Here is a 26683-nt window from a genome sequence, read left to right on the forward strand (position 1 = left end):
ATTGACGCGACCACGCCGGATGGTGCCGGGCGACCGGCTGTGGCTCAGTCGAAGATCGGTCCCCGGGTGCGGGTGCGCTTGATCTCGAAGAACCCGTCGTATGCGGCCGCTGCGACGACGCCATCCCAGAGGGCGAGCGCCTGGGCGCCCTTCGGGGCCGGGGAGATGACCGGGCCGAAGAAGGCCACGCCGCCCACGGCGATGACCGGCGTGCCGACATCCTGGCCGACCCGGTTGATTCCCTCGAAGTGGCTCGCCCGCATCTGCGGGTCATATTCCGTGCTGTCGGCATACGCGGCCAAGTCAGCGGGAAGGCCCACTTCGGCGAGCGCCGCGGGGATGACCTCGTCGGGGTCGATGCTGGCGCCGGGGTGGATCCGGGTGCCGAGCGCGTCGTAGAGCGGCTTGACGATCTGCGCGCCGTGCAGCTCCTTGGCCGCTGCCACCAGCCGGGTGTACTTGAGGGCCCGAGGGAAGAAGGCCTTGTAGTCGTCGCTGACGTCCTTGTCCTCGTTGAGGACGGCGAGGCTCATCACGTTCCAAGTCACGTCGAGGTCGCGGTGTTCGGCAACCTCGTCCACCCACCGGGAGGTCATCCACGCCCATGGGCAGGAGGGATCGAACCAGAACTCAACGGAATCAGCCATTGCCCCAGCCTATGCTGCCGGCGGGGTGCCGCTCTCAACCAGCTCCCGCAGCGACTCCAGCATCGGTTGCCACATGCTCTCAGAGTGTGCCGCGGCGGCTTGATCGGGATTGTTGTCCTGGGTGAGCGTCACGGTGGTCCGGCCGCCCTCTTCGGCCAGTGTGTAAGTGAGCGTGTGGTAGTTCTCCGGCGCGTCGGGCTGTCCGCCCAGCGGACTGAAGTGGGTCGAGCGCATCCGCTTCTCCGGTTCGAAGTCCAGGATGGTGCCCTTGTCTTCATACGGCTTGCCTTCCCATTCGCCGCGGTAGCGGATCGATGTTCCCGGTTCCCACGTCGTGATCACCTCGGTGCCGAACATGTACTGCCGGATCAGGCCTGGGTCGGTGAGCGCTTTCCAGACGCGGCTCGCCGGGGCGGCGATCGTGGTTTGGGCTCGCGCGATGAAATCGTTCACGGCGTCTCCTCGAAATGTACGCCAGGCGTTCGCCTGCCGTCTTGTTCGGACAGTACCGCCGTTCGCGGCCGGACGGGCGTAGGGCGTTCTCCAATCCGCCCGCCATAGAATTCTCGGATGACCTCGGAGACCCTTTCCCCTTCTGAATTGTCGACGACCCCCGTGATGTCGGGCATCGATCCGCACGACCTCGAGGTCACCCTCCGCGTTCTCGCCTCGCTCAGCGAGATCGACCCTGATCATCCCGACTTCACCACCGTGCGCCAGGCGACCGCCAAGATGTTCAAGTCGGTCAAGACCGTGCGCCGGGCGGAGAAACGCCAGGCGATCGCCGAATACGACCGCACCGTGATCGCGGCGACCGCGACCGGAGCGCCCACCCGCATCGACGACGAGACGCGGGGCGCCCAGCTCACCCGCGGAGTCGACGCGCCAACGGCCGGCGAGCTCCTGGTTCCCCGCGCCTGCTACATCTGCAAACAGAAGTACACCCTCGTCGACGCGTTCTACCACCAGCTGTGCCCGAGTTGCGCTGCTCTGAGCCACGAGAAACGCGACGCACGCACTGACCTCACCGGCAAGCGGGCGCTGCTCACCGGAGGTCGTGCCAAGATCGGCATGTACATCGCCCTGCGTCTGCTCCGTGACGGCGCGCACACCACCATCACGACGCGGTTCCCTCGCGACGCCGTGCGCCGGTTCGCGGCAATGCCGGACTCCGGCGACTGGCTGCACCGCCTGCGCATCGTCGGCATCGACCTGCGCGACCCCGCCCAGGTCATCGGCCTCGCCGACTCGGTCGCCGCCCAGGGACCGCTGGACATCCTGATCAACAACGCGGCCCAGACCGTTCGCCGCTCCCCCGGCTCGTATTCACCGCTGGTCGAAGCAGAGCAGTCGCCGTTGCCGTCGCTGCCCGCCGGCCAGATGCCCGAGATCGTGACGTTCGGGCACACCAGTGACGCGCATCCGCTTGCCCTGGCTGCCTCGGTGGCCAGCCATCCGATCCTGGCCGCAGCGGCTATCGCGAAATCCGGAGCGCTCACGGCCGACGACCTGACCAACCTGGCGCTGGCGCCGGGTTCGTCCTCGCTCGCGCACCTCGCCGCAGGGACCGCGATCGACGCCGGCGGGCTGGTGCCCGACCTGCACCACGTCAATAGCTGGACCGCGAACGTCGAAGACGTCGACCCGCTGGAGATGCTGGAAGTGCAGTTGTGCAACACAACCGCGCCGTTCCTGCTGGTGAGCCGGCTGCGTGCCTCGATGAAGGCATCCGCTGCCCGACGCACTTACGTGGTGAACGTGTCAGCAATGGAGGGCGTGTTCGGCCGCGGGTACAAGGGCCCCGGACATCCCCACACGAACATGGCCAAGGCGGCGCTCAACATGCTGACGCGCACCAGCGCCAAGGAGATGCTGTCCGACGGCATCCTGATGACCAGCGTCGACACCGGCTGGATCACCGACGAGCGCCCGCACCCGACCAAGGTGCGCCTGGCCGAAGAGGGCTTCCATGCACCGCTGGACCTGGTCGACGGGGCGGCACGGGTGTACGACCCGATCGTGCGCGGCGAAGCGGGCGAGGACCTTCACGGCGTCTTCCTCAAGGACTACAAGCCTGCCGGCTGGTGATCGCCCCAGCGATGGTGCCCGCCGCGTCGGCGGCCGGGCAGGGACGCGCCGGGTCGCGCCAGAGCGCGATGGATTCCCTTCCTCGGGACGGATCGCGAAGCGTATCGTTGGAAGCGCAGCACTGGTCTCATCGAGAGGAGGGCTGTGATGCACATCGCATCGGAGCTGCCACCCATCGAATTGTGGTGGCCTCACCTGGATATTCCGGCCAAGCAATGGCTGGTGACACACATGGAGGAGTCGCTTCCCGCGCGGATCCTCAGCGAGATCTGCACGATCTGCAACGTCGACGGTCTGCCAGCGGATGCCAAGGTCGTGCTTTCTGCCGCCGACCGTGGCTATATTGCGACGCAAGTGGAACCGGTCGACTGAGTTCGGAATACCCGGGGCACCTCGTCGCGTTGTCATGAGGGTTCCGTCGGTGGCGGCGCACCCACCTCGGAAGGCCTCTTGATGAACTTGTTCGCGCCCATTTCGCTCGGCGACCTGCACCTGCCCAACCGGGTGGTCATGGCGCCTCTCACCCGGCTGCGCTCCGACGGAACCGGGGTGCCGGGGAACCTCATCGCCGAGCACTATGCGCAGCGAGCCAGCATGGGCCTGATCATCACGGAGGGCACCTACCTCAGCGCGGAGTCTCGTACCTATGCCGGGCAGCCCGGCATCCTGGGTGACGACCAGGTGGACGGCTGGCGGGGTGTCGCCGAAGCCGTTCACTCGCACGGTGGCCGGATCGTGATGCAGCTGATGCATGGCGGGCGAGTCTCACACACCGCTATCAGCGGAACCGGCCGCACCGTCGCTCCGAGTGCCATCGCGATCGCTGGTGAGGTTCGGACGCCCACCGGCAAGGCGCCCTTTCAGATCCCGCATGCCCTTACACCCGCCGATCTCGCGATGGTCAGGGAAGAGTTTGTGACCGCCGCACGGAATGCGATCGCTGCCGGGCTGGACGGAGTCGAGATCCATGGGGCAAACGGTTACCTGCTGCACCAATTCCTGTCCTCGGCGTCGAATCAACGTGAAGACGAGTTCGGCGGGTCACCGGAGAACCGCGCGAGGTTCCTCATCGACGTCGTCCGGGCTGTCGCGGACGAGATCGGCGGCGGCCGGGTCGGTCTTCGCATTTCCCCCATGCACAACATCCAGGATGTGCTCGAGACGGATCTCGCCGACGTCGCGTCGACCTACGACGCCCTTGCCGACGGCATTGCGCCGCTCGGTCTCGCCTACCTGAGCGTGCTCCACAACGAACCGGCCGGTGCCCTCGTTCAGGGCATTCGTAGTCGCTTCGGCGGAAAGATCATCGTCAACAGCGGCTTCTCCACCGTCACGACGCGTGAGGAAGCGATCGAACTGGTCGAGGGGGCACACGCCGATGCTGTGGCCATCGGCCGCCCGGCGATCGCGAATCCCGACCTCATCGAGCGCTGGGAGACCGAGGAGCAGGAGAACGAGCCCATCTCCGCGACGTTCTATGCCGCGGGCGCCAGGGGCTACACGGACTACCCGCGATTGAGCGCATAGCGCCGGCGGGGCACGCTATCGGCGGTCGCGCGCGCATAGGCTGGCGGCATGACCCGGTTGCTGACTCCAGACGCCGGGTCAGGCTCGCCGCAGTTGCGGTGCCCGTTGTCGGGCTGGGCCTGGTGGTCCACTTCCTGATGGATGGTGCGGTCGCGGATTTCGCCGGGGACGCACTCTATGCGGTCGTGGTGTACCTGCTCACCGCCATCGTGGGTGTCCGGGTCAGATCACTCGTTGTGGCCGCGATCTCATTCGCGCTGTGTGCCGCGATCGAGGTTGCCCAGCTCACGGGCGTTCCCGCGTCACTCGCAGAGCTGTTCCCGGTGTCGCGGTTGATTCTCGGGGCGACCACGCGATTCGCGCACCACATGCCACCTCAGGCGGACCGCTGACCGGCCGATGAGCGATTGATCCCGCCCCGCCGCTGACTGGGTCAGACTGGCGGCCAAACGTTACGAGATTCAGAATTGTGCTGCTTGGTCGAGCGGATCGGGTGGCGCGCTGGTCGCCTCTGGTGTGGCTCGCGGTGGCGGCGGGTGGGGCATGGTGGTGGCCGGGTAGGTGGTGTAGGTCTTCCCGGTCGGGGAGGTCCAGTCGAGGATCCCGTCGCCGGCGGAACGAGGGCGCCGTCGCGGCCAGACGCCGGGCGGTGTCCGCGTCGATCGGCCCGTACCCGTCGAGGGTGCCGGGTTCGTCGCTGTGGCCCAGGAGCGTCATCACCGGCACCGTCACGATCACCGTCGGCCGGATCCCCCAATTGGGTCCCTTCCGCTTGGCCATCCTTCGGTCCCGCCGCGACAACCGTCGGGCGTCGGGTGCCGGGTCGGCCTGGTCCGAGCCGAGCACCCGCCACCCCGACCCGCCGGGAAGCTGCCCGTTGACCGGGTGCCCGTCGTGGGTGTGCCCGTCGTGTACCGGCCCGTCGTGGGTGTGCCCGTCGACCGCCTGGCCGTCTGACGCGTCACCCTCGGGGCGCTGGCCATCCAGGACCTGTCCGTCGAGGAGGAGGTCGGACGCGACGTCGGCGCGGATCTGCGGCAGGGTGCGGGTCTCCCCGTCCAGCTGCTGCAACGATTTCGCGATCGTGGTGACCCGGTTGAACAACGCCTGCGCCCGGTCCGCGGGGAGATACGCGGTGACCCACGCCATCCCGTCCGCGGCCGGATCAAAACCCAGGTAACGTTCCTCCCTGGCCGTCCGGGACCGCACCTGGATCGACTCCGGATGCAGATACTCCCGCGCCCTCACGGCGACCTTCCGGAACTTCCCCGCCGGCAGCAACGCCGCCTCCGGCAGGACCGCCTCCTCAAACCCCGCCCGCGCCGACACCGGCAGGGTCCGGGCCTGGCTGATGATGACCTGCGCGTGCCGGTAACTGATCCGCGCGCTCCCCAACGCCTCCAACGTCCCCGGCAACTCACCCASCARCATCCGGCTCTCGTCCACCAACCGGCCCGCCATCGCATCCGACAGGTGCTCCCGAGCCCCGACCTCCGACACGAACGCCCGCATCACCCACTCCAACCGTCTCGACGCGGACATCCGGTCATCCAGCAACACGAACTCGTCCGAGGACAACGCCCACACCCGGGCCGCCTCCACCGTGCGGGCCCGCCGCGCCGCCCGCATCATCAACACCGCATCGTCCTCGGTGAGCTCATCCAACAACCCCGCCAGACGCGGCGAATACTCCGACACGAACGCGTCACCCTCCGGGGGATCACCGGCCTCGGCGGCACCGAACGGGTCCGGCGGCGCCTCGAACCCCGGATCCTCACCCTCCCCGACCCCCACCACGGTCAGCCACTCCTCAAACCCGGCSCCGAACCACTCCGCCGCCGGATCCACCGGCACCCCCCTGGCCCACGGCGCCTCGGCCCACACCGCCCCGGCCCACCCCGCCCGGGCCCACACTGCCCCCGCCACGGCCATGCCGGCGACAGMSTCACCGGCGACCGTACGGTCCGGCGTGGCCTGCGGGGTCCGGGTGTTCATACTTCCACCCTAGGAAGCACCACTGACATTTCCTCAGACCCTGTGGATAACTCCCCCGTGACACCAAACGTGACACCACATAGGCGCGCAACCAACCAGGCCGTTCGGCAATCCTGCGCGGTCCAGGTATCCATACATCCACCCTACGAACCACCACTGACATTTCCTCACGGACCCGCCAGTCCGGGCCGCCGTAGCCCCCGCCGACCGGACCGGAAGCGTCAGTGGCCACGGCTAGGCTTGATTGAGCACCGAAAGGAACCGTGTGGCCACTCGACCCGCCAGATCAGCCGCCCCCGGCAAGGGCAAGACGGCGGTGGCGATCCCGCAACTCCTCTGGAACCAGGTGCGTCCCGCCCCGATCGTGTTGGTCTCCGGCACCGAAACGTTCCTCGCCGAGCGGGCGATCCGCCAGCTCCGCGACTTCCTGCGGCTCGAAGACCCCAGCCTTGAGGTCAGCGACATCCAGGCGGACAGCTACGCGCCGGGCGAACTGCTCACGTTGGCGAGCCCCTCGCTTTTCGGTGAGCCACGGATGATCAGGGTGGCCTCGGTCGAGAAAGCCAGCGACGGCCTCCTGGTCGAGATGCTCGATTATCTGCAGAATCCCGCCGACGACACCACGGTGGTCCTGCGCCATGGCGGGGGAGTCCGCGGCAAGAAGCTGCTCGACGCCGTCCGCGGTGGGCAGGGCGGTGCCATCGAGGTCGTCTGCACCGAACTGAAGAAGGACACCGAGAAGTACGAGTTCGCCTCCACTGAATTCAGCGTGGCCGGCAAACGGGTCACACCCAGCGCGCTGCGCTCCCTGGTCGCGGCGTTCTCCGACGACCTGGCGGAACTCTCGGCGGCCTGCCAGCAGCTCATCTCCGACGCCACCGCCGAGATCACCGAAACGACCGTCGACCGCTACTACGGCGGCCGCATCGAGACCAACGCGTTCCGGGTGGCCGACGCGGCCATCGCCGGGCGGCACGGGGAAGCGCTCATCACCCTCCGCCACGCCCTGTCCTCCGGCGCCGACCCGGTGCCGATCGTCGCCGCGTTCGCCAGCAAGGTGCGCACCATGGCGAAGCTGTTCGGCGCGCGCGGCGGATCCGGGCAGCTGGCCGCGCAATTCGGCCTCGCGCCGTGGCAGGTCGAACGAGCCCAGCGTGACCTGCGCGGCTGGAGCGACGCCGGCCTGGCACGCTGCATCGAGGCCCTGGCCGAAACGGATGCCGACGTCAAGGGCGGCGGACGCGACCCGGTGTTCTCCCTCGAACGGCTGATCGGAATCATCGCCCGGCGGGGCGAAGCCTGAAGCACCGACCCAGGCCCGCACCCGGCGACCCAGGTGCGGCTACCTTGCCGTCGACGCGATCGTCACCGACGCCCGGTGCAGGTACAGCCAGACACCATCGGCGAACCGGGCGTTGCCGCATTCATCAGCGCTCACCTTGACCGGCACGATGTCCGAGCTGCCGTCGAGATCGCCGGTGAAGGCCGTGCCCTCGAACGTGCCGGCGAGCGACGGGCAGTAACCCAGTTGCACCCGCCCCTCAAGCTCGGAGAACTGCACCCACACCGTCTGAGATGCGCTCGGCGGGAACAGCGTGAGACCGATCATGATCGCGACAGCGAGAACAGCGGCGACGAAGAGTGCCGCCAGGACCGTCAGAAAGCGGATGCCGCGCCGGGCCGTTCTGCTCGCTCCCGGCCCGGCAGAGACGAACGGCGCGGTGTCCGCGCCGTTTCCGCCCACCGCGTCCTGGGATGGTGCGTTTCCTGTCGAATCATGGGTCACGAGCCACATTCTAGGGGGTAAACGCAATTGCACCCCGGGCCAATGTGACCCGGGGTGCAATCGTGAAACTGTGAAGCAAACGAACTAGCTCAGCGCGGAAACAGCCTTCGCGATGGCCGACTTCTTGTTCGCAGCCTGGTTCTTGTGCACGACGCCCTTGCTGACTGCCTTGTCGAGCTTCTTCGACGCGATGGCCAGGCTGGCGACAGCCTTGTCCTTGTCGCCGGCGGCAACGGCGGTGCGGGTAGCGCGGATGGCCGACTTGAATTCGCTCTTGACCGCCTTGTTGCGCTCCTGCGACTTCTTGTTGGTGCCGATTCGCTTGATCTGCGACTTGATATTTGCCACGTTTGTACGCTTTCGTTCGAGAAATGGTTTGGACAGGCCGCTCAGCGAGAGAGGGCGCTTCACGGCGAAAATCGTGCGGGGTGGGACCCGACACGCAAGCCAAGAGACAACGATACCAGCTAAACGTCCAGCCCGACAATCGCGCTCGTCCTCGGCGAGGCGGCGAGTTCGGCCGCGACCCTCCGCAGCACACGGGTGAACCGCTCCGGTTGGGCCAGGCTCACCAGGTGCGGCGCCCGGGGAACCACGATCAACCTGCCGTCCCGGCACGCCGCCAGGAAACGCCGCTCATCAAGCCTGAAGTGGTCGAAGCGCCCGTTCACCAGCCACACCGGTCCGGGGTATCCATTCAGGTCCGCCAGCGGATCGAGGCGTCCGGTGGCCCGCAGGCCGGGATCCATGACGTCGAGGGCGACTCCACCCGCCACCGCGTCCAGTGCCCCTTCCGCCGGGAGCAGCCGGCGGACCATCTGCATGTGCAGCCACAGGCCCCGGTCGGGGAGTCGATGGATCAGCCGGGCGAGTCCACGGTACGCCTCCAGGGCCGGCCCGTGCGGCTGGGCCGAACATCCCGCGGCGACCAGGCCGGCGACCCGCTCCGGGTGGCGGGCGGCATACGCGATCGCGTAATACCCGCCGAGCGACAGCCCAACCAGGATCACCGGGCGACCCAGCTCCCGAACCCCGTCATCGATCGCGGCCAGCGCGGATTCGACGGTGAACGGCTCGGCCAGCCGGGTGCCGTGACCGGGCAGGTCCACCGCGAGCACCTCGTATCCGTCGGCCCGCAAGGCCCTGACCTGGTGGCGCCACATCGACGAGGAGGTGCGGATGCCGTGCACCAGCAGCAACGGGGGGTCGCCCCTGTCAGCGGTCATACGGCCAGCGTAACCGCCGGCCCGCCGGTCCGCGGTGGGCCACCGGCCGCTGGCATGGGAGAATTGACGCATCATGTCACCGAGAGCCCTCCGCGCGCTTGAACCGGCCGCCACCCCGCCTGCGTTCATCCGTAACTTCTGCATCATCGCCCACATCGACCACGGCAAGTCGACCCTTGCCGACCGGATGCTGCAGATCACCGGCGTGGTCGACGACCGGTCGATGCGTGCCCAGTACCTCGACCGTATGGACATCGAACGCGAACGCGGCATCACCATCAAGAGCCAGGCAGTGCGGATGCCGTGGGAGCTCGACGGCCAGACATACGCGCTGAACATGATCGACACCCCCGGCCACGTCGACTTCACCTACGAGGTGTCCCGGAGCCTCGCCGCCTGCGAGGGCGCCATCCTCCTGGTCGACGCCGCGCAGGGCATCGAGGCGCAGACCCTGGCGAACCTCTACCTCGCCCTCGAGAACGACCTCACCATCATCCCGGTGCTGAACAAGATCGACCTGCCCGCAGCCGACCCGGAGAAGTACGCGAAGGAGCTGGCCAGCCTGATCGGCGGCAGCCCCGACGACGTGCTGCGGGTCTCCGGCAAGACCGGCATCGGCGTCAGCGAGCTCCTCGACCGCGCCACCCAGCTCATCCCCGCCCCGGTCGGCGACCCGAACGCGCCCACCCGGGCCATGATCTTCGACTCCGTCTACGACAGCTACCGCGGTGTCGTCACCTATGTGCGGATGATCGACGGCTCGTTGAAGCCGCGCGAGAAGATCCAGATGATGTCGACCCGGGCCACCCATGAGATCCTCGAGATCGGGGTGAGCTCCCCGGAGCCGACCGAGAGCAAGGGCCTCGGCGTCGGAGAGGTCGGCTACCTGATCACGGGCGTGAAGGACGTGCGCCAGTCGAAGGTCGGCGACACCGTCACCACCGCGTCGAAGCCCGCCACCGATGCGTTGCCGGGCTACACCGAGCCCAAGCCGATGGTGTTCTCGGGTTTGTACCCGATCGACGGCAGCGACTTCCCGATCCTCCGCGAGGCGCTGGACAAGCTCAAGCTCTCCGACGCGTCGCTCGTGTACGAACCGGAGACATCCGTCGCCCTCGGTTTCGGCTTCCGCTGCGGCTTCCTGGGCCTGCTGCACCTCGAAATCATCACCGAGCGCCTGGAGCGGGAGTTCGACCTCGACCTGATCGCGACGGCGCCGAGCGTGCCGTACGAGGTCACCACCGATGACAAGAAGACGGTCACCGTCACCAACCCCAGCGAGTTCCCGAACGGGAAGATCGCGTCGGTCGAGGAGCCCGTCGTCAAGGCGGCCATCCTCGCTCCCAAGGACTATGTCGGGGTGATCATGGAACTCTGCCAGAGCCGCCGCGGGATCCTCCTCGGCATGGAATACCTCGGCGAGGACCGGGTCGAGATCCGCTACACGATGCCGCTCGGCGAGATCGTGTTCGACTTCTTCGACAACCTGAAGAGCCGTACCGCCGGGTACGCCTCACTCGACTACGAGCCGGTCGGCTCCCAGGAAGCGGACCTGGTCAAGGTCGACATCCTGTTGCAGGGCGAGCAGGTCGACGCGTTCAGCGCAATCGTGCACCGCGACAAGGCTTACGCTTACGGCACCCTGATGACCGGCCGGCTGCGCGAGCTGATTCCGCGGCAGCAGTTCGAGGTGCCGATCCAGGCCGCCATCGGCGCGCGCATCATCGCCCGGGAGAGCATCAGGGCGATGCGCAAGGACGTCCTGGCCAAGTGTTACGGCGGCGACATCAGCCGCAAGCGCAAGCTCCTCGAGAAGCAGAAAGAGGGCAAGAAGCGCATGAAGATGGTCGGCCGCGTCGAGGTGCCGCAGGAGGCGTTCATCGCCGCCCTCAGCGGCGACACCGAGAAGAAGGAAAAGAAGTAAGCGGATGCGACGCGCCACCTTCACCGACGCCGCTGTCACGTACGCGGCCATCGGCGGCACCCTGGCACCTGACCTGCTGCAGTACCCGCCGAAGGGCCACCGGCCGCTGGAACGGTCGGTGAAACTCGGCAGCGGACGGGAACGGTTCGAGATCGCGTCCAAGTCGCTGATGACGTGGGGGGTGCAACGGGGGAGCGGCATCGAGGTGACCGATCCGGAGACCGGCACCGGCGAGCAGTACAGCGGCATCGTCTACACCGACGGGGGAACCCCGGCAGCCGAGCAGCGGCATCCGGTGAACGAGGCGACGTTCGCAGAGGACGGCACCCCGTACATCACAAATGGGATGACAGCGGTCCTGAAGGTGCCGTTCGGGCCGTTCACCGTCACTGCTCCGGTGCGGGTGGTCTACGTCATCGACGAAGCCGCCCGGATCGGATTCGCCTACGGAACGATGAAGGGCCACCCGGAAAGCGGCGAGGAGTCGTGGATCGTGGAACACCGGGACGATGACTCGGTCTGGTTCACCATCCGCGCGTTCGCCCGCCCGAGCACCTGGTACTACCGTCTGGCGTGGCCGGTGCTCAGCCTGCAGCAGGCCAAGTTCACCAAGCGCTACCTGCGCGCCCTGCACCCCGCCGGAGGGGCGTAACCGCGATGCCCAGCGCCCTCCCGCTCGGCGACCCCGCACCACCGGACGGGCTGCTTCCGGCCAGCACATCCGTCGGCGCCGCCGAACGCGACTTCGGCGTCTACCTGCACGTGCCGTTCTGCCGGGTGCGCTGCGGTTACTGCGACTTCAACACCTACACCGCCACCGAACTCCGCGGTGCCAGGCAGAGCGACTACGCCGGCCAGGCTGTCCTCGAGATCCAGGCCGGCGGTCGGATCCTGACCGACTCCGGCCTGGCCGCGCGTCCCGCCTCCACCGTCTTCTTCGGCGGCGGAACCCCCACCCTGCTTCCCGCCGAGAACCTGGTCCGGATGCTCGACGCCGTGCGTGGCACCTGGGGGCTCGCGCCGGGCGCTGAGGTCACCACGGAGGCGAACCCCGACTCCGTCGACGCCGCCTACCTCGCCGAGCTCGCCGGTGCCGGCTTCACCCGGGTGTCGTTCGGGATGCAGTCCGCGGTGCCGCGCGTTCTCGCCACCCTCGAACGCACCCACGACCCGGCGCGGATTCCGCTGGTCGTGCAGTGGGCGCGGGACGCCGGACTCGATGTCAGCCTCGACCTGATCTACGGCACGCCGGGGGAGACCCTGGAGGACTGGCGCACCAGCCTGGAGCACGTCATCGCCCAGCGCCCCGACCACGTCAGCGCCTATTCGCTGATCGTGGAGGACGGCACCAAGCTCGCCCGCCAGATCCGGCGCGGCGAGGTGGCGGCGGTCGACGAGGACCACCAGGCCGACCTCTACGAACTGGCCGACGAGCTGCTCGGCGCGGCCGGTTACGGCTGGTATGAGGTGAGCAACTGGGCAACGGATGCGGCGCATCGGTCCCGGCACAACCTCGCCTACTGGACCAGCCAGGATTGGTGGGGCGTCGGGCCGGGCGCGCACAGCCACGTCGGCGGCGTGCGCTGGTGGAACGTCAAACATCCGGCCGCGTACGCCGACCGGGTGCTGGCAGGAGTGTCCCCGGCCGCCGGGCGGGAGACCCTCGACGCCGCCACCCGGGAGACCGAGCGGGTGCTGCTGCGCAGCCGGATCCGTGACGGCATCCCCGTCGCCTCGCTCACCCCGCGGGGCCGGACCGAGGTGGCCGGGTTGATCGCCGACGAGCTCGTCGACGCCCGGGATGCGCTGGCCGGCACGATCCGGCTGACCCTGCGCGGGCGCTTGCTCGCCGACGCCGTGGTACGCCGCCTGCTCGCCGACTGACCAGCCCGCCCCGTACGCGTCACCCTGCGCGTCGGCCGCCCCGCGCGTCGCCCGGCCGCGTCGCCCGCACTACGTACCTCACCCCGGCGCTGCCCCGTTCGTGCTGGCTCCCGTCAGCGGAATTCGCGGAGTCCTTGCCATCCCTGGGAGCGAAGGCGGCGTTCAACACGCGCAACGAGTTCCTCCGGGGCCTTCAGATCGGCGTTGGTGTATTGCAGGACCTTCCAGTCATAGTCCTCGAGCCGCGCCAACCGGGTGATGTCGTAACGCCATTGGCGCTTGTCAGTGCGGTGATGATCGCCCTTGGTATTCGAGCAGCAGCTTGTAGTCGGGGTATACCAGGTCCCCGCGGGCGAGGAAGCGTCCGGCAGGGTCGAATATCTCGCGGTTGCATTCCGGCTCGGGGAGCTCTGAGAGGACGATGATGACGCGCAGGATCGACTCGCGTGGCGACTCAGACCGAGTCCGAAACAACGGCAGTGCCGCCCGGACCAGCGCCCGGCCGCGGCGACCCGGGTACGCGGCCGCGGCATCCGTCAATTCGGTAATCGTGGCATACGGATGCCTCCAGTGGACCAGGTAGTCGCCGACCGCCACGAGCTCGAGCAGGGACAGGTGCGCAGAGAGGTCCAGCCAGGTGCGCACGGGCCCAGTGAGCTGGATTCCGCCCAGGGACCCGACGTCGTTCTGCAGGATCACGAGCCGGTGCCCCGTCACCCCGCGGATGTCCACCGCGGGTTGGCGCTGCAACAGCGACATGCAGCGGCCGCGGTGACTGCAGCCGCAGCGGGACCGGCAGCCGCAAGAGTTGCGCTGCTGTGGCGTGGCTGAAAAAGGCTGTCGGTGGGAGCCGAAGCTGGAGCGCTCGACAGAGCGACTCGGTATCGACGCTGGTCGTGGCGGCGCGAACGCCCCAGAACGGGCGCGCGAGGTCGGCGCCGCTGAGCCGTGAACGGCCGAGGCCGGAGCGCGTCGCTGCGTTGAAAAGGAAGGGGCGACCGGTGTGGTCGTCGGGGAGGGGTATCCGCGGAGCCATGCGACGAGAGTGCCTGCTGTGCGCCCGTGCCGCTGGAATTCTCCACGGTCTGGCATCCGCAGTCCGCACGCGGGTGTGAGGAACGTATAACGCACGCTCATTCGCGGAACGAAGGTGCGTTATACGTACCTGATCGGGACGAAGGCGGCGGGGAGGCCAGCAGGTGACACGCCGCGCATACGGTGGGAAGGTCGTGTCGCCGCCCCTTGCGGATCAATTGGGTTGATCCGAAGGGGCGGGGCCCGAGCTGTCGACTAGCGCCGGCTCAGCTGACGAACTTGATCGCCAGCGGATAGGTGTATGCCTCACCCTTGTTCGCCGCGAGGGCTGCGATGATGCCGAAGACGATCGAGGCGATCCACACCAGGAACAGGATGAAGATCCCGATCAGCACCACGATCAGGATGCTTCCGACGATGTAGCCGATCAGCAGGGTGATCTGGAAGTTCAGCGCCGTGGCGGTGTGTGCGCGGATGAACGGCCCGCGGTCCTTGAGCACCAGGTAGCCGATGAGTGCCGGCAGGAAACCGAACAGGATTCCGCCGATGTGGATCAGCGTCGCCCACAGCTTCTCGTCCGACGGGTTCATCGCGGTCGGCGCCTGGTACGGGTTTGCGTTCTGGGGCGGGGGAGGTGCGTCGGACATTCAGACTCCTTCATCGGGCGCTCTTGCGAGCGCTGGCTCGGATGGGTGACGGGACGAGGACAGAGTAGCGGGAAACTACTTGATCAGGCGGAGGGCGAACGGGTAACGGTAATGTTCGCCGTCCTTCGCCTTCATGAAGCCGAGGATGGAGAAGATCACACCGACCACCCACAGCACCCAGACCAGCAGCGAGAACACCCCACCGATTCCGAAGGTGACCAGGGCCAGGAAGATCCCGATGATGTTGATCGCGACGTAGCCGATGACCAGCGTGATCTGGAAATTCAGCGCCTCCTTGGCCTCGACCTCGGTGAACCGTCCGCGGTCCTTGAACACCAGCCAGATGATGAGCGACGGCAGGAAGGACAGGATCCCGCCGAGGTGCGCGAACGAGGCCCACTGGCGGTCATCCGCCTCGGTGAGCGGAGGCGCTGCGACCGGCGCCTGAGGCTGGTACGGCTGCTGCGGTTGCTGGCCCATGCCCGGGTCCTGCGGCCCCGGTTGCGAATCGCTCATGATGGTCCCTTTCAGACGGTGGTGGTAGTCCGTTGCCTTACTTCGGTACATGCATAACGTAACCCTCCGAATCATCCGTTAGCAATGAGAACACGGCTAGAACTCGCGATATGATTAGCACTCAATGAGCCTGAGTGCTAACGACTGGTGGGTGGAAGGAGGCGGTCGTCATGGTGTCGGATCGAAGCCTTGAAGTACTGCGCGTCATCGTGCAGGACTACGTCGCCTCCCGGGAACCGGTGGGCTCGAAGTCCATCGTCGAACGGCACTCGTTCGGAGTGTCTGCAGCCACCATCCGCAACGACATGGCGCTCCTCGAAGAAGAGGAGCTGATCGCCGCCCCGCACACCTCGTCCGGCCGCATCCCCACCGACAAGGGCTACCGGATCTTCGTCGACCACCTCGCCGACCTCCGCCCGCTCACCCCGGCGCAGCGCCAGGCCATCGAAACCTTCCTCGGCCAGTCCACCGACCTCGACGAGGTGCTCGCCCGCAGCGTCAGGCTGCTGTCACAGCTCACCCACCAGGTGGCACTGGTGCAATACCCCTCACTGTCGCGCGCCCGGGTGCGCCACATCGAACTGGTGCAGCTCACCGAGACCCGGGTGCTGTCGGTGCTGATCACCGACTCCGGCCGGATCGAGCAGCGCGTCGTCGACCTGCCGCACCCGGTCGACGAGGAGGCGCTGGGCGACATTCGGGCCCGGCTGAACGTGTCCATCGGCGGCACGACCATGGCGGAAGCTGCCACCGCGCTGCAGCACGCCGGTGGCCTTGTCCCGCCACGGCTCTCCGAGGTGGCCGGACTGATCGGTTCGGCACTGATCGAACAGGTCGGGGCCAACCGCCAGGACAAGCTGGTCATGGCCGGCGCCGCCAACCTGGTGCGCACCGAAGAGGACTTCACCGGAAGCATCTACCCGGTGCTGGAGGCGATCGAGGAACAGGTGGTGCTGTTGCGCCTGTTCGACGAGATGGCCATCGACCAACACGGGGTCTCGGTGAGCATCGGACGTGAGAACGCCTCGTTCGGGCTGGGAGAGACATCCGTTCTGACCAGCGGATACACCCAGGCCGGCGGCGACAAGGCCCGGCTCGGTGTGCTGGGTCCGACCCGCATGGACTATTCCAACAACATGGCGGCCGTTCGCGCGGTCGCCCGGTACCTGTCACGCTTGCTTGGCGAGAATTGACCTTCTCCCGAATTCGGAACACACACAAAGCACCATCCAGATAGCACTGAGGAGAGCCGCTTTTGGCTGACCATTACGAAGTACTCGGCGTTTCGCGCGACGCCTCGATCGACGAGATCAAGAAGGCGTACCGCCGGCTGGCTCGCGAACTGCACCCCGACGTGAACCCCAGCGCCGACGCGTCAGAGCGGTTCAAGACCGTCACTCACGCCTATGACGTGCTCAGCAACCCGACCCAGCGCCAGCAGTACGACCTCGGCGGCCAGGGCGGCGGAGGATTCGACGGCGGCAACTTCGGCAACTTCGGCGACATCTTCGAGACCTTCTTCGGCGGTGGCGGCGGCTCCAGCCGCGGCCCCCGGTCGCGCCGGGAGCGCGGCCAGGACGCGCTGATCCGGGTGGAGGTGGACCTCGACGAGGTCATCTTCGGCACCCACCGCGAGATGGAGGTCGACACGGCCATCGTCTGCGAGACCTGCAACGGCACCTGCTGCCAGCCGGGCACCGGACCGGTCACCTGCGACATCTGCCACGGCACCGGCAGTATCCAGCGCGCCGTGCGCTCCCTGCTCGGCAACGTGATGACGTCGAGCCCCTGCGGCACCTGCCGCGGCTACGGCACCATCATCGCCACCCCGTGCGTCACCTGCCAGGGCCAGGGCCGCATCCGCGCCCGCCGCACCGTTCCGGTGGACATCCCCGCCGGCGTCGACACCGGCCTCCGGCTCCAGATGCCGGGCAGCGGCGAAGCCGGCCCGGCCGGCGGCCCGAACGGCGACCTCTACCTTGAGATCAAGGTGCGCCACCACGACGTGTTCAGCCGCAACGGCGACGACCTCCTCGCCACGCTGGAAGTGGCGATGACGGATGCGATCCTCGGCACCACGGCGACGCTGCACGCGCTCGACGGCGACGTCGAGGTCGACCTGCGGCCCGGCACCCAGAGCTCCGAGATCATCACGGTCAAGGACCGCGGGGTCACCAAGCTCCGCGGCTCCGGTCGCGGCGACCTCAAGATCGGCGTGCAGGTGGTCACCCCGTCCCGCCTCGACCATAAGGAACGCGACCTGATCCAGCAGTTCGCCGACCGGCACAAGGCACCGGAGCCCACACTCGGCCACTTCCAGCAGGGCCTGTTCGCCAAACTCCGCGACCGCTTCCTCGGTTAGCGAATGGCGCACTTCTTCCTCGACGAGTCCCTGCGCCCAGAGGACTGCGCTCCCGGCGCCGTCGTCAGCGTCGGCGGGAGCGAGGCCAAGCACGCGGTCACCGTCAGCCGGATCCGTCCGGGCGAGCAGCTCCAGTTGGGGAACGGGGCCGGGCTGATGCTCCGCGGCACCGTGGTGTCGGCGGCGGCCGCCGAGTTGACGCTGGAGGTCGCCGAGGCGACGGTCACAGCGGCGCCGAGCCCGCGCATCCGCCTGGTGCAGGCCCTCGCCAAGGGAGACCGTGACGAGCTCGCGATCCAGGCGGCCACCGAACTCGGGGTCGACGGGGTGATCCCGTGGGCTGCGGCCCGTTCGGTGTCGCGCTGGGAAGGCGCGAAAGTCGCCAAGGGCCGGGAACGCTGGGCGAGCATCGTGCGCGAGGCCACCAAGCAGTCGATCCGGCCGTGGCTTCCCGAGGTCTCCGAACTGGCCAGCACGAAGCAACTCGCTTCGCTGGCCGGTTCGACGCGGATGCTGCTGCTCGAGCCCACGGCATCGGCCCGCCTCACCGAGGTGGCCGGGCTTCGCGCGGCCGGCAATGCTGGCAGCACACGTACCGACAGCGGCACCGACAGCGGCACCGACATCATCCTGGTGGTCGGTCCGGAGGGCGGCATTGCGCCCTCAGAACTGGCGTTGCTCGACCAGGCCGGGGCCGTCGCCGTGCGCCTCGGTGAGACCGTGCTCCGCACCTCGACGGCGGGTCCGGCAGCGCTGGCCATCCTGAACCAGGCCCTCGGCCGCTGGTAGGGCGTCCAAGCGCGACCCCGCAGAAGCGCGACCCCGCTTAAGATCGCGACCCCGCTTAAGATAGAGACATGTCTTCCACCGGCTCCGCCCCGTCCATCTTCAGCCGCATCGCCCGGCGTGAGGTCCCGGCGACCATCGTGGCTGAGACCGACCGCATCATCGCGTTCAACGACGTGGCCCCGAAGGCGCCGGTGCACGTGGTGGTCACCACCAAGAGCGAGGACTACCGCAACGTGGCCGAACTCGCCGCCGGCGACCCCGGCCTGCTGGCCGAACTGGTCGACGTGGCCAGGCAGGTCGCCGACGAGTTGACCAACGGCCAGTTCCGCCTGGTCTTCAACACCGGCGAGGACGCCGGCCAGACCGTTTTCCATGTGCACGCCCATGTGCTCGGCGGGCGTCTGGGGGAGGGCACACTTGGCTCAGAGTGACCCGCCGTTCGAGAACGCGAATGAACCGCACAGCGAGACGAAACTACACGTCGACGGCATCGCCATGGTGCGGCTCCTCGGACCGCAGGACCGATTCCTGACCACCATCGAAAAGCAGTACCCGGCCGTGAACGTCCTCGTGCGCGGCAACGAAATCACCCTGGCCGGCACGGCAGCCGAAGTCGAGGCCGTGCGCCGACTGATCGAGGAGTTGCAATTGATGATCCGCAACGGGCAGGAACTCGGCGAGGCCGAGGTGACGACATCCGCTCGGATGCTGGGCATCGACAGCACGCAGAGTCCGTCGGAACTGCTCGGGCAGGCCATTCTCACGTCCCGGGGCAAGAGCATCCGCCCGAAGACCCTCGGCCAGAAGGAATACGTCGACGCGATCGACGAGAACACCATCGTGTTCGGGATCGGCCCGGCAGGAACCGGCAAGACCTACCTCGCCATGGCCAAGGCCGTGCAGGCGTTGCAGCGCAAGGAGGTCGAGCGGATCATCCTCACCCGCCCGGCGGTCGAGGCGGGGGAGCGGCTCGGCTTCCTCCCCGGCACCCTCACCGACAAGATCGACCCCTACCTGCGCCCGCTCTACGACGCCCTCAACGAGATGATGGACCCGGAGCTGGTGCCGAAGCTGCTCGCCGCCGGCACCATCGAGGTGGCCCCGCTGGCCTACATGCGCGGCCGCACCCTCAATTCCTCCTTCGTGGTGCTCGACGAAGCGCAGAACACCACGCCGGAGCAGATGAAGATGTTCCTGACCCGGCTCGGTTTCGGTTCCAAGATGGTCGTCACCGGTGACATCACCCAGGTGGACCTGCCCGCCGGCTCCAGCGGCCTGCGCCTGGTCACCCGGGTGCTCGACGACATCGACGACATCCACTTCTCCCGGCTCACCAGCGCCGACGTAGTCCGGCACTCGCTGGTCGGGCGCATCGTCGACGCGTACACCGAATATGACGCCCATAAGCAGGCCCAGCGCTACGAGAGCGAACAGGCCAGAGAATTCGCGAACCGGGCCGAGCGTCGCTCCGCTGTGCCCCGCGACCGCTTCCCGAAACGGAGACCCAGTTGAGCATCGAGATCAACAACGAGTCGACCATCCCGGTCGATGAGGCAACCATCCTGCGGCTCGCCGCCTTCGCGTTGGACGCCATGCACGTGCACGCCGACGCCGAACTGGCGATCGTGCTCGTGGACGAGGGCGCGATGGAGCAGCTGCACGTGCAGTGGATGGATGAGCCGGGCCCGACCGACGTCCTGAGCTTCCCCATGGATGAACTGCGTCCGGGCACCGAAGACGCCGAAACCCCGCCCGGCCTGCTCGGCGACATCGTGCTGTGCCCGCAGGTCGCGCAGGGCCAGGCGGAGACAGCAGGCCACAGCACCCTGGAGGAGCTGCTCCTCTTGACCACCCACGGCATCCTGCACCTGCTCGGCTTCGACCACGCCGAGCCGGATGAAGAGAAGGAGATGTTCGCCATCCAGCGCGACATCCTGGTGAGCTTCGCATTGCAGGAGAAGCGCAGCACCGCATGATCGTGGGCTGGTTCGTCGCGATAGCCGTGGTCCTGGTCGCGTTCGGCGGCCTGATGGCGGCGGTGGACGCGGCGATCACCGCCCAGTCCCGGGCCGATATCGCCGACCTCGCCGACCACTCCCGGGCCCGCACCTCCCTCCTCGCGATCTCCACAGACACCGGCGCGCACTTGAACGCGATCAGCTTCGTGCGGATCATCGCCGAGACCACGGCCGCGGTGCTGGTGACCCTGGCCTTCGCGACCACGGTCAAGGAACTGTGGGTCGCCCTCGTCCTCTCCGCCCTGATCATGACGGCCGCGTCGTTCGTGCTGGTCGGCGCCAGCCCCCGCAGTGTCGGCCGGGCCCACCCCGGCATGCTGCTGCGGCTCACCGCGCCGATGGTGCACTTCCTGCGGGTGATGCTCGGCCCGATCGCGAACGCGCTCGTCGCCCTCGGCAACCGGGTCACACCCGGCCGCGCCCGGCTGGCGAGCTTCACCTCGGAGGACCAGCTGCTCAGCATGGTCGACGAGGCCACCGAACTCGACGTGCTCGAAGAAGACGACCGGGAACTGATCCACTCCATCTTCGAATTCAACGACACTGTCGTGCGCGAGATCATGATTCCCCGCACCGACATGGTCACCATCGACGCAGACGCCACCATCGGCCCGGCGATGGGCTTGTTCCTCAGCCGCGGGATCTCGCGGGTGCCGGTCATCGACGGCGAGGTCGACGACGTCACCGGCATCCTCTACCTGCGCGACGTGGCGCGCCTGGTGTACGAGCGCCCGATCAACGCGGAGTCGCTGACCGTGGGCGAACTGGCCCGGCCGGCGGTGTTCGTGCCCGAGTCGAAGAAGGCGGACGACCTGCTCCGGCAGATGCAGCTCGAGTCGAACCACCTGGCGATGGTCGTCGACGAATACGGCGGCATCGCGGGCCTCGTCACCCTCGAGGACCTGATCGAGGAACTGGTCGGCGACATCTCCGACGAATACGACCGCGACGTGGTCGAGGTCGAAGACCTCGGCGCCGGGCGCTACCGGGTGAGCGCCCGGCTGCCCGTCGACGAACTCGGCGAGCTGTTCGACCTCGACCTGGACGACGACGACGTCGACTCGGTGGGCGGGCTACTGGCCAAGGCGCTCGGGCGCCTCCCGGTGGCGGGATCGGTGGCGACAACGAGCGGGCTGATCCTGACCGCCGAGCGCACCGAGGGTCGCCGGAAGCGGATCAGCACAGTGGTGGTGGAACGGGACGAGGCGCTGATCGATGCGCAGTCCGCGTTCCTGAACGGTTCAGACGATGAAGGAGCACAAGAACGTGGCTGAGGACAAATACCGGGCAGGATTCGTTTCGTTCGTGGGGCGGCCCAACGTGGGCAAGTCCACGCTCACCAACGCGTTGGTGGGGGAGAAGGTCGCGATCACCTCGTCCAAGCCTCAGACCACACGGCGCGCGATCCGCGGGATCGTGCACCAGAAGAACGGCCAGCTGATCCTGGTCGACACCCCGGGCATCCACCGGCCGCGCACCCTGCTCGGCGAGCGGTTGAACAGCCTGGTGCAGTCAACCCTCGGCGACGTCGACGTGATCGGACTGTGCATCCCGGCCAACGAACCGATCGGCCCCGGCGACAAATTCATCAACGAGCAACTGGATGCGTTCCCGCGGGCCCGCAAGGTCGCCATCGTCACTAAGATCGACGCGTCATCGAAGACCACCGTCGCGGCCCAGCTCCTCGCCGTGTCGCAGCTTCGGGACTGGGAGGCGATCGTCCCGATCTCCTCGACCAGCCGCATCCAGCTGGACACCCTCGCCGGTGAACTCCTGCGCCTGCTGCCCCCGTCCGAGGCGCCGCTCTACCCGGCCGACGTTGTCACCGACGAAACCCTCGAATCGCGGATCGCCGAGTACATCCGTGAGGCTGCGCTCGAGGGCGTCACCGACGAACTGCCGCACTCGATCGCGGTCACCATCGATGACATCATCGAGCGCGACGACCAGGAGCTGGTCGAGATCTACGCCAACCTGTTCGTGGAGCGGGACAGCCAGAAGGGCATCATCATCGGCAAGTCCGGCAGCCGGCTGAAGGATGTCGGCATGCGCGCCCGCAAGCAGATCGAGCCGCTGGTCGGCAAGCGGGTGTTCCTCTCGCTGCGGGTCAAGGTCGCCAAGGAATGGCAGCGCGACGCCAAGCAGCTGGGGCGCCTCGGGTTCTAGGCGCCGCCCCACGGCCGCCCTGGCGCTTCACCCTCCCAGTTCGTGCGCGCGTGCGGTCAAATTGCCGCCTCGGGTTCGCGCTGGGCGACACTTTGACCGCACTCGCGAGCGTGGCCGGGGCGAGCGTGGCCGGGGCGAGCGTGGCCGGGGCGCCAGCCGTGTGTTGACTGTGACTTGGCCGCCCTGCGGCTGAACCCTCGCTCAGAGTGAGGCCGCTCCGTGTCCCGGCGCTTCCCCAGGTGCGAAAGTGGCGAGGGAGGCTTTGATGATCGACCAGTTGCTCAATTTCAGGATCGACGGCTGGGCATTCCTGTTGGCGCTCGACCTGGTCGGCGCTTTGGTCGGGGCCGCGCTCCTGGTCCTGCTGTTCCGCCGCCCCGCCAGGTCCGATGCCAGCAGACGCGGCCAACGCCGTGCGGAGCGGAACACGGTGGTCATCCTCGTGGCCGGCGCGCTCACCGGCTGGCTGCTCGCCTGGCTCGCCGGCGACGTGCTTGACGTGTTCGGAGTGAGCTTCTCCACCCCGACCCGGGTCTGGACCGCCGTGCTGTGCGCCGGGTTCGCGCTGGCTGTCACCGGGGTCACCGTGCTTCGTGGCTGGCAGCGTGCGGTCGCGATCCTCGCGCTGCCGCTCTGCCTGCTCGTGACGGCGGCCGGCATCAACGCGGAGGTCGGCCAGTTCCCCACTGTTCGGGCGGCGCTCGGGATACCGGTCTACGGCACGCTGGCATCCGGTGCGACGGTGAGACCCCCCGCCCGCGGCAGCGTCGGGTCCGTCACCATCCCGGGCGCGGCCTCGGGGTTCGCAGCTCGGCCGGCCCTCGTCTACCTCCCTCCGGCCGCCCTCACGGCACACCCCCCGGTGCTTCCGGTGATCGAAGCGTTCTCCGGTCAGCCCGGTAGTCCGCAGGACGTCTTCGTCGCCGGCCAGCTGGCGCCGATCCTCGATTCCTGGGCGTCCAGCCATGGCGGGGTCGCCCCGATCGTCGTCGTGCCCGACCAACTGGGGGCGCCGGAGAAGAACCCGATGTGCCTCGACTCCCCGCTCGGCAACTCGGCGACCTACCTCACCGTCGACGTGCCGAACTGGATTCGGACGCATTTCAAAGTTCGCACGGGACCGGAAGGCTGGGCGGTCGCCGGATTCTCGCAGGGCGGGACCTGCGCGATCCAGCTGGGGGCGTCGCATCCGCGACTGTATGGAACGGTGTTCGACATCTCCGGTGAGCTGGAGCCCCGGAACGGTACGGTCGCGCACACCGTCGCGGCCGCTTTCGGGGGGAGCACGGCGGCATACGATGCCGCGATGCCGTCGGCAATCCTCGCCGCACACGCACCGTACGCCGGCCTCAATGCGATCTTCGCCGTCGGCGCGAGCGACGGCCGGTATCGTCAGTGGGCGCGCCAATTGACGGATGCCGCGGGCAAGGCCGGCGCCGCCGTCCGGCTGATCGAGTCTCCCGGCACCGGGCACGACTGGCACACCGTGAGGTACGCGTGGACCACCTCCCTTCCGCTGCTGGCACACGACCTGGGTTTGACGGCCCAATGAAGGGAACAGCACCATGAGCCGACTGTGGCGCCAGGCGCGCCGACAGCCGTTCGCGCTGGCATTCGCCGCGGTAGTGCTCGTCATCGCAGTGGTGTCCGGTGCGACCAGGGGCGCGCATCTGCAGCTTCGAACCCAGTTCGGCACGGGTTACGAGCCGGTCATGAGCGCCGGCCACTGGTGGTCGCCCCTGACCTCGGTGTTCCTCGCCGACACGACCGCGGAACTGCTGCTCGTGCTGGCAGGCGGCGTGGTCCTGCTCGGGTTCGCCGAACGGCTGATGGGCACCTGGCGCACGGCGCTTGTCTTCGTCCTCGGGGCGTTCGGCGGAACCGGCCTCGGGATCCTCGCCCAGAGTGCGGGCGTCGCCAGCGGGGAACTCTGGTCCGTCGGGGTGAGCGAACTCTGGACGGTCGACCCGTTCACCCCGATCGTGGCGTGCCTGATGGCCGGCGCTTCCTTCGCCGGGGTGCTGTGGCGTCGCCGGATCCGGGTCGTGACCCTCTCCACCGTGCTGATGCTGCTGCTCTACTCCGGGCAGCCGGCGGACCTCTACCGCCTGATCGCGGCGATCATCGGGCTGGTGCTCGGTGCGGCGCTCCGTCCGCACCGCATGCACCGCCTCGACCTCAGCTGGCGCCGGAGTTCACACCACGAGACCCGCACCCTCCTCGCCTCGGTCGTCGGAGTGCTCTCCATCGGACCGCTGGTCACCGTCTTCTCCGGCGGTCGCTTCGGGATCCTGGCCCCGCTCGGGATGCTGCTCACCCAGGAGGTGCCGGCCCCTGGCGACGTCGTGGACCGGTGCCTGCTCGGCAACATCACCCGGCAGTGCGTGAACGAACTCACCCTTGAGCGGGTCAGCGGGGCCGGTCCCGTGCTGGTCAGCCTTCTTCCCCTCCTGGCGCTCCTGGTCGCATCCGTCGGAATCGCGCGGGGCCGGCGCTTCGCCGCCTGGCTGGCCATCGTGGTCAACGCCGGACTGGCGGCCCTCGGCGCGTGGTACTACGGGCTGCTCCCGGTCTCCGGCCAGCCGTACTCCTGGCGCTGGCACTCGGCCCACTACTGGGAAGTCGCGCTCATCCTCGTGGTGTCGGTCCTGGTGCCGCTGGCCACCGCCGTGCTCCTCATCGCGAACCTGCGCCGGTTCCCGGTGCGCACCCGGCCCGCGCTCCGGCGCCGGTTCGTCCTGGCCACGTCCGGCTCGTTCCTCGCGCTGGCCGCGCTCTACGTCGGCGCCGGGTGGTTGCTGCGCGACCAGTTCCGCCCGCACGTCACCCTGCTCGACCTGGTGACGGATGTCCCGGAGCGGTTCATCCCGGTGGGTTTCCTCCGCCTGGAACGGCTCTCCTTCCTTCCGGCCGGGCCGCTGTCGACGACGCTGTACCAGTGGGTCGGCCCGGTGTTCTGGATCATCCTGCTGGTCGGCGCAGTGCTGTGCATGCGCAGCAGCCCGGCCGGCACTACCCGAGACGACGGGGCGCGACTGCGCTCGCTCCTGGCCGCCGGCGGCGGGTCCCTGGCCTTCATGTCCACCTGGGAGGGCAACTCGCTCTGGTTCAACCGGGCGGGCACCGCTGCGATCGCCTATCGCGTGGTCAACGGCGTGGCGATCACGACCGGTGAGCCCATCGGTCCCATCGGCAGCACATCGCCGGATGCCGCATCGGCGGTCGCCGACTTCGCCACCATGTGCGATGACCACGGCTGGGTGCCGGTGTTCTACAGCATCCACGACGGCTGGCGGGCGCTGTTCGGAACGATGGGATGGCAGTCGATGCCGGTGGGGGAGGAGACCGTGCTGCGCCCGAGCGACTGGAACCCGACCGGGAAACGGTGGCAGGACATCCGCTCGTCGGTGAATCGCGCCGAACGGGCCGGCGTTCGGGCGGTGTGGACCAGCTACCGTGACCTCCCGGTGCTCCAGGCGTTGCAGATCGCCGAGATCTCCGAGCAGTGGGTGCAGGAGAAGGAGCTGCCTGAACTCGGTTTCACCCTCGGCGGTCTCGACGAACTGCGCGACCCGGCGGTGCGCCTGATGATCGCCCTCGATGCGGATGCCCGGGTGCACGCCGTCACCAGCTGGCTGCCGACACGTCGCGGCGATGAGGTGATCGGGTGGACGCTTGACTTCATGCGACGCCGCCCGGAGAGCATGAACGGCGTGATGGAGTTCCTCATCGCAGAGACCCTGGAGATGCTGCGCGAGCAGCCGGTCGAGTTCCTGAGCCTGTCGGCGGCGCCGCTGGCGCGGGCGGCCGAGGCCGAGCCGGCCGCACCGAGCCTGCCCATGCTCGTGACCGGGTTCCTGCGGCGCACGCTGGAGCCGGTGTACGGCTTCTCGTCGCTGCTTGCGTTCAAGCGCAAGTTCCAGCCGGAGTTCCACCCGCTGCACATGGCCTACCCTGACCCGCTGGCGTTGCCCGCCATCGGGCTTGCGCTGGTGCGGGCGTATCTGCCGTCGCTGACCATGCGCGAGGCGGTGGCCTTTGTGCGGGGCCTCGGGTGAGCATCCGCTGCCCGA

27 protein-coding genes are annotated in these 26683 nt (G+C 68.1%); 18 read left to right on the plus strand and 9 right to left on the minus strand.

Features of this window, described 5'->3' with window-relative positions; genetic code table 11:
* Positions 1-44: 44 nt before the first annotated feature.
* Complete coding sequence (locus tag AB4Y94_RS10225) at positions 45-647, minus strand: mycothiol-dependent nitroreductase Rv2466c family protein (RefSeq protein ID WP_441727709.1); 603 nt, start codon at positions 645-647, stop codon at positions 45-47.
* Positions 648-656: 9 nt separating this feature from the next.
* On the minus strand, positions 657-1100 hold the full coding sequence (locus AB4Y94_RS10230) for an SRPBCC family protein (protein WP_441727710.1): 444 nt from the start codon (positions 1098-1100) through the stop codon (positions 657-659).
* A gap of 117 nt (positions 1101-1217) precedes the next feature.
* Here AB4Y94_RS10230 and AB4Y94_RS10235 point away from each other — a divergent pair, with 117 nt between their 5' ends.
* The 4 genes from AB4Y94_RS10235 to AB4Y94_RS10250 all read left to right on the plus strand — a co-directional run bounded on the left by AB4Y94_RS10235 (position 1218) and on the right by AB4Y94_RS10250 (position 4654).
* Positions 1218-2735: an SDR family NAD(P)-dependent oxidoreductase gene (locus AB4Y94_RS10235; protein WP_441727711.1), complete on the plus strand. Its 1518-nt coding sequence runs from the start codon at positions 1218-1220 to the stop codon at positions 2733-2735.
* A 144-nt stretch (positions 2736-2879) separates the two neighbouring features.
* The gene (locus AB4Y94_RS10240; RefSeq protein ID WP_441727712.1) at positions 2880-3107 is read left to right on the plus strand and encodes a hypothetical protein; all 228 of its coding nucleotides are present in this window, start codon (positions 2880-2882) and stop codon (positions 3105-3107) included.
* An 81-nt stretch (positions 3108-3188) separates the two neighbouring features.
* Positions 3189-4262 (plus strand): alkene reductase, encoded by a 1074-nt coding sequence (locus AB4Y94_RS10245; RefSeq protein ID WP_441727713.1) that lies wholly within the window; start codon positions 3189-3191, stop codon positions 4260-4262.
* A gap of 137 nt (positions 4263-4399) precedes the next feature.
* Positions 4400-4654: a DUF2809 domain-containing protein gene (locus tag AB4Y94_RS10250; protein WP_441727786.1), complete on the plus strand. Its 255-nt coding sequence runs from the start codon at positions 4400-4402 to the stop codon at positions 4652-4654.
* Here the strand turns inward: AB4Y94_RS10250 and AB4Y94_RS10255 are convergent.
* Positions 4548-6257: a DUF222 domain-containing protein gene (locus tag AB4Y94_RS10255; protein WP_441727714.1), complete on the minus strand. Its 1710-nt coding sequence runs from the start codon at positions 6255-6257 to the stop codon at positions 4548-4550. The genes AB4Y94_RS10250 and AB4Y94_RS10255 overlap by 107 nt on opposite strands.
* 265 nt (positions 6258-6522) lie before the next feature.
* On the opposite strand from AB4Y94_RS10255, the gene holA reads away from it, so the two are divergent.
* Positions 6523-7560, plus strand: coding sequence for a DNA polymerase III subunit delta (gene holA / locus AB4Y94_RS10260; RefSeq protein WP_441727715.1), 1038 nt, complete (start codon positions 6523-6525; stop codon positions 7558-7560).
* Between the two features lie 39 nt (positions 7561-7599).
* Here holA and AB4Y94_RS10265 read toward each other — a convergent pair whose 3' ends face one another.
* The 3 genes from AB4Y94_RS10265 to AB4Y94_RS10275 form a co-directional block, all read right to left on the minus strand.
* Positions 7600-8043 (minus strand): hypothetical protein, encoded by a 444-nt coding sequence (locus AB4Y94_RS10265; protein ID WP_441727716.1) that lies wholly within the window; start codon positions 8041-8043, stop codon positions 7600-7602.
* Between the two features lie 84 nt (positions 8044-8127).
* On the minus strand, positions 8128-8391 hold the full coding sequence (gene rpsT, locus AB4Y94_RS10270) for a 30S ribosomal protein S20 (protein WP_441727717.1): 264 nt from the start codon (positions 8389-8391) through the stop codon (positions 8128-8130).
* A 119-nt stretch (positions 8392-8510) separates the two neighbouring features.
* Positions 8511-9269 (minus strand): alpha/beta fold hydrolase, encoded by a 759-nt coding sequence (locus AB4Y94_RS10275; protein ID WP_441727718.1) that lies wholly within the window; start codon positions 9267-9269, stop codon positions 8511-8513.
* 73 nt (positions 9270-9342) lie between these two features.
* On the opposite strand from AB4Y94_RS10275, the gene lepA reads away from it, so the two are divergent.
* From lepA to hemW, 3 genes are read left to right on the plus strand one after another with little or no spacing between them, the layout of a single operon-like run.
* On the plus strand, positions 9343-11193 hold the full coding sequence (lepA, locus tag AB4Y94_RS10280) for a translation elongation factor 4 (protein WP_441727719.1): 1851 nt from the start codon (positions 9343-9345) through the stop codon (positions 11191-11193).
* A 4-nt stretch (positions 11194-11197) separates the two neighbouring features.
* Positions 11198-11845 (plus strand): DUF1990 family protein, encoded by a 648-nt coding sequence (locus AB4Y94_RS10285; protein WP_441727720.1) that lies wholly within the window; start codon positions 11198-11200, stop codon positions 11843-11845.
* A gap of 5 nt (positions 11846-11850) precedes the next feature.
* Positions 11851-13077 carry a radical SAM family heme chaperone HemW gene (gene hemW, locus AB4Y94_RS10290; protein WP_441727721.1) on the plus strand — a complete coding sequence of 409 codons (1227 nt, stop codon included), beginning with the start codon at positions 11851-11853 and terminating at the stop codon, positions 13075-13077.
* A gap of 282 nt (positions 13078-13359) precedes the next feature.
* On the opposite strand, the gene AB4Y94_RS10295 is transcribed toward hemW, so the two are convergent.
* The 3 genes from AB4Y94_RS10295 to AB4Y94_RS10305 all read right to left on the minus strand — a co-directional run bounded on the left by AB4Y94_RS10295 (position 13360) and on the right by AB4Y94_RS10305 (position 15275).
* On the minus strand, positions 13360-13836 hold the full coding sequence (locus tag AB4Y94_RS10295; protein ID WP_441727722.1) for a hypothetical protein: 477 nt from the start codon (positions 13834-13836) through the stop codon (positions 13360-13362).
* A 542-nt stretch (positions 13837-14378) separates the two neighbouring features.
* Positions 14379-14759 (minus strand): DUF4870 domain-containing protein, encoded by a 381-nt coding sequence (locus AB4Y94_RS10300; RefSeq protein ID WP_441727723.1) that lies wholly within the window; start codon positions 14757-14759, stop codon positions 14379-14381.
* Between the two features lie 75 nt (positions 14760-14834).
* A complete protein-coding gene (locus AB4Y94_RS10305; RefSeq protein ID WP_441727724.1) occupies positions 14835-15275 on the minus strand; it encodes a DUF4870 domain-containing protein in 441 nt (146 codons plus the stop codon).
* 170 nt (positions 15276-15445) lie between these two features.
* On the opposite strand from AB4Y94_RS10305, the gene hrcA reads away from it, so the two are divergent.
* From hrcA to AB4Y94_RS10355, 10 genes are all read left to right on the plus strand, one after another.
* Entirely contained in the window at positions 15446-16468 is a 1023-nt protein-coding gene (gene hrcA, locus AB4Y94_RS10310) for a heat-inducible transcriptional repressor HrcA (protein ID WP_441727725.1), read from the plus strand.
* A 62-nt stretch (positions 16469-16530) separates the two neighbouring features.
* Positions 16531-17637: a molecular chaperone DnaJ gene (gene dnaJ, locus AB4Y94_RS10315; protein ID WP_441727726.1), complete on the plus strand. Its 1107-nt coding sequence runs from the start codon at positions 16531-16533 to the stop codon at positions 17635-17637.
* Positions 17638-17640: 3 nt separating this feature from the next.
* The gene (locus tag AB4Y94_RS10320; RefSeq protein ID WP_441727727.1) at positions 17641-18426 is read left to right on the plus strand and encodes a 16S rRNA (uracil(1498)-N(3))-methyltransferase; all 786 of its coding nucleotides are present in this window, start codon (positions 17641-17643) and stop codon (positions 18424-18426) included.
* 68 nt (positions 18427-18494) lie between these two features.
* Positions 18495-18857 (plus strand): HIT domain-containing protein, encoded by a 363-nt coding sequence (locus AB4Y94_RS10325; RefSeq protein ID WP_441727728.1) that lies wholly within the window; start codon positions 18495-18497, stop codon positions 18855-18857.
* A 64-nt stretch (positions 18858-18921) separates the two neighbouring features.
* The gene (locus AB4Y94_RS10330) at positions 18922-19938 is read left to right on the plus strand and encodes a PhoH family protein (protein WP_441727787.1); all 1017 of its coding nucleotides are present in this window, start codon (positions 18922-18924) and stop codon (positions 19936-19938) included.
* On the plus strand, positions 19935-20402 hold the full coding sequence (gene ybeY, locus AB4Y94_RS10335; RefSeq protein WP_441727729.1) for an rRNA maturation RNase YbeY: 468 nt from the start codon (positions 19935-19937) through the stop codon (positions 20400-20402). Before AB4Y94_RS10330 ends, ybeY begins: the two co-directional genes overlap by 4 nt.
* Positions 20399-21718, plus strand: coding sequence for a hemolysin family protein (locus tag AB4Y94_RS10340; RefSeq protein WP_441727730.1), 1320 nt, complete (start codon positions 20399-20401; stop codon positions 21716-21718). Before ybeY ends, AB4Y94_RS10340 begins: the two co-directional genes overlap by 4 nt.
* Positions 21711-22610 (plus strand): GTPase Era, encoded by a 900-nt coding sequence (gene era / locus AB4Y94_RS10345; protein WP_441727731.1) that lies wholly within the window; start codon positions 21711-21713, stop codon positions 22608-22610. Before AB4Y94_RS10340 ends, era begins: the two co-directional genes overlap by 8 nt.
* A gap of 265 nt (positions 22611-22875) precedes the next feature.
* Positions 22876-24162, plus strand: a complete 1287-nt coding sequence (locus tag AB4Y94_RS10350; protein WP_441727732.1) for an alpha/beta hydrolase — start codon at positions 22876-22878, stop codon at positions 24160-24162.
* A gap of 13 nt (positions 24163-24175) precedes the next feature.
* Entirely contained in the window at positions 24176-26668 is a 2493-nt protein-coding gene (locus tag AB4Y94_RS10355; RefSeq protein ID WP_441727733.1) for a phosphatidylglycerol lysyltransferase domain-containing protein, read from the plus strand.
* The last annotated feature ends 15 nt before the right edge of the window (positions 26669-26683 follow it).

The organism is Glaciibacter sp. 2TAF33 (assembly GCF_052114945.1).
Classification (GTDB): domain Bacteria; phylum Actinomycetota; class Actinomycetes; order Actinomycetales; family Microbacteriaceae; genus Cryobacterium.

Coding starts and splice junctions, on each gene's coding strand:
- AB4Y94_RS10340 (WP_441727730.1), top strand. CDS start 20,399: ATGATCGTGGGCTGGTTCGTCGCGATAGCCGTGGTCCTGGTCGCGTTC.
- AB4Y94_RS10235 (WP_441727711.1), top strand. CDS start 1,218: ATGACCTCGGAGACCCTTTCCCCTTCTGAATTGTCGACGACCCCCGTG.
- AB4Y94_RS10350 (WP_441727732.1), top strand. CDS start 22,876: ATGATCGACCAGTTGCTCAATTTCAGGATCGACGGCTGGGCATTCCTG.
- lepA (WP_441727719.1), top strand. CDS start 9,343: ATGTCACCGAGAGCCCTCCGCGCGCTTGAACCGGCCGCCACCCCGCCT.
- AB4Y94_RS10295 (WP_441727722.1), bottom strand. CDS start 13,836: ATGTCGCTGTTGCAGCGCCAACCCGCGGTGGACATCCGCGGGGTGACG.
- AB4Y94_RS10285 (WP_441727720.1), top strand. CDS start 11,198: ATGCGACGCGCCACCTTCACCGACGCCGCTGTCACGTACGCGGCCATC.
- AB4Y94_RS10325 (WP_441727728.1), top strand. CDS start 18,495: ATGTCTTCCACCGGCTCCGCCCCGTCCATCTTCAGCCGCATCGCCCGG.
- AB4Y94_RS10320 (WP_441727727.1), top strand. CDS start 17,641: ATGGCGCACTTCTTCCTCGACGAGTCCCTGCGCCCAGAGGACTGCGCT.
- AB4Y94_RS10305 (WP_441727724.1), bottom strand. CDS start 15,275: ATGAGCGATTCGCAACCGGGGCCGCAGGACCCGGGCATGGGCCAGCAA.
- AB4Y94_RS10275 (WP_441727718.1), bottom strand. CDS start 9,269: ATGACCGCTGACAGGGGCGACCCCCCGTTGCTGCTGGTGCACGGCATC.
- AB4Y94_RS10225 (WP_441727709.1), bottom strand. CDS start 647: ATGGCTGATTCCGTTGAGTTCTGGTTCGATCCCTCCTGCCCATGGGCG.
- AB4Y94_RS10245 (WP_441727713.1), top strand. CDS start 3,189: ATGAACTTGTTCGCGCCCATTTCGCTCGGCGACCTGCACCTGCCCAAC.
- AB4Y94_RS10330 (WP_441727787.1), top strand. CDS start 18,922: ATGGTGCGGCTCCTCGGACCGCAGGACCGATTCCTGACCACCATCGAA.
- AB4Y94_RS10250 (WP_441727786.1), top strand. CDS start 4,400: ATGGATGGTGCGGTCGCGGATTTCGCCGGGGACGCACTCTATGCGGTC.
- hrcA (WP_441727725.1), top strand. CDS start 15,446: ATGGTGTCGGATCGAAGCCTTGAAGTACTGCGCGTCATCGTGCAGGAC.
- AB4Y94_RS10300 (WP_441727723.1), bottom strand. CDS start 14,759: ATGTCCGACGCACCTCCCCCGCCCCAGAACGCAAACCCGTACCAGGCG.
- hemW (WP_441727721.1), top strand. CDS start 11,851: ATGCCCAGCGCCCTCCCGCTCGGCGACCCCGCACCACCGGACGGGCTG.
- AB4Y94_RS10355 (WP_441727733.1), top strand. CDS start 24,176: ATGAGCCGACTGTGGCGCCAGGCGCGCCGACAGCCGTTCGCGCTGGCA.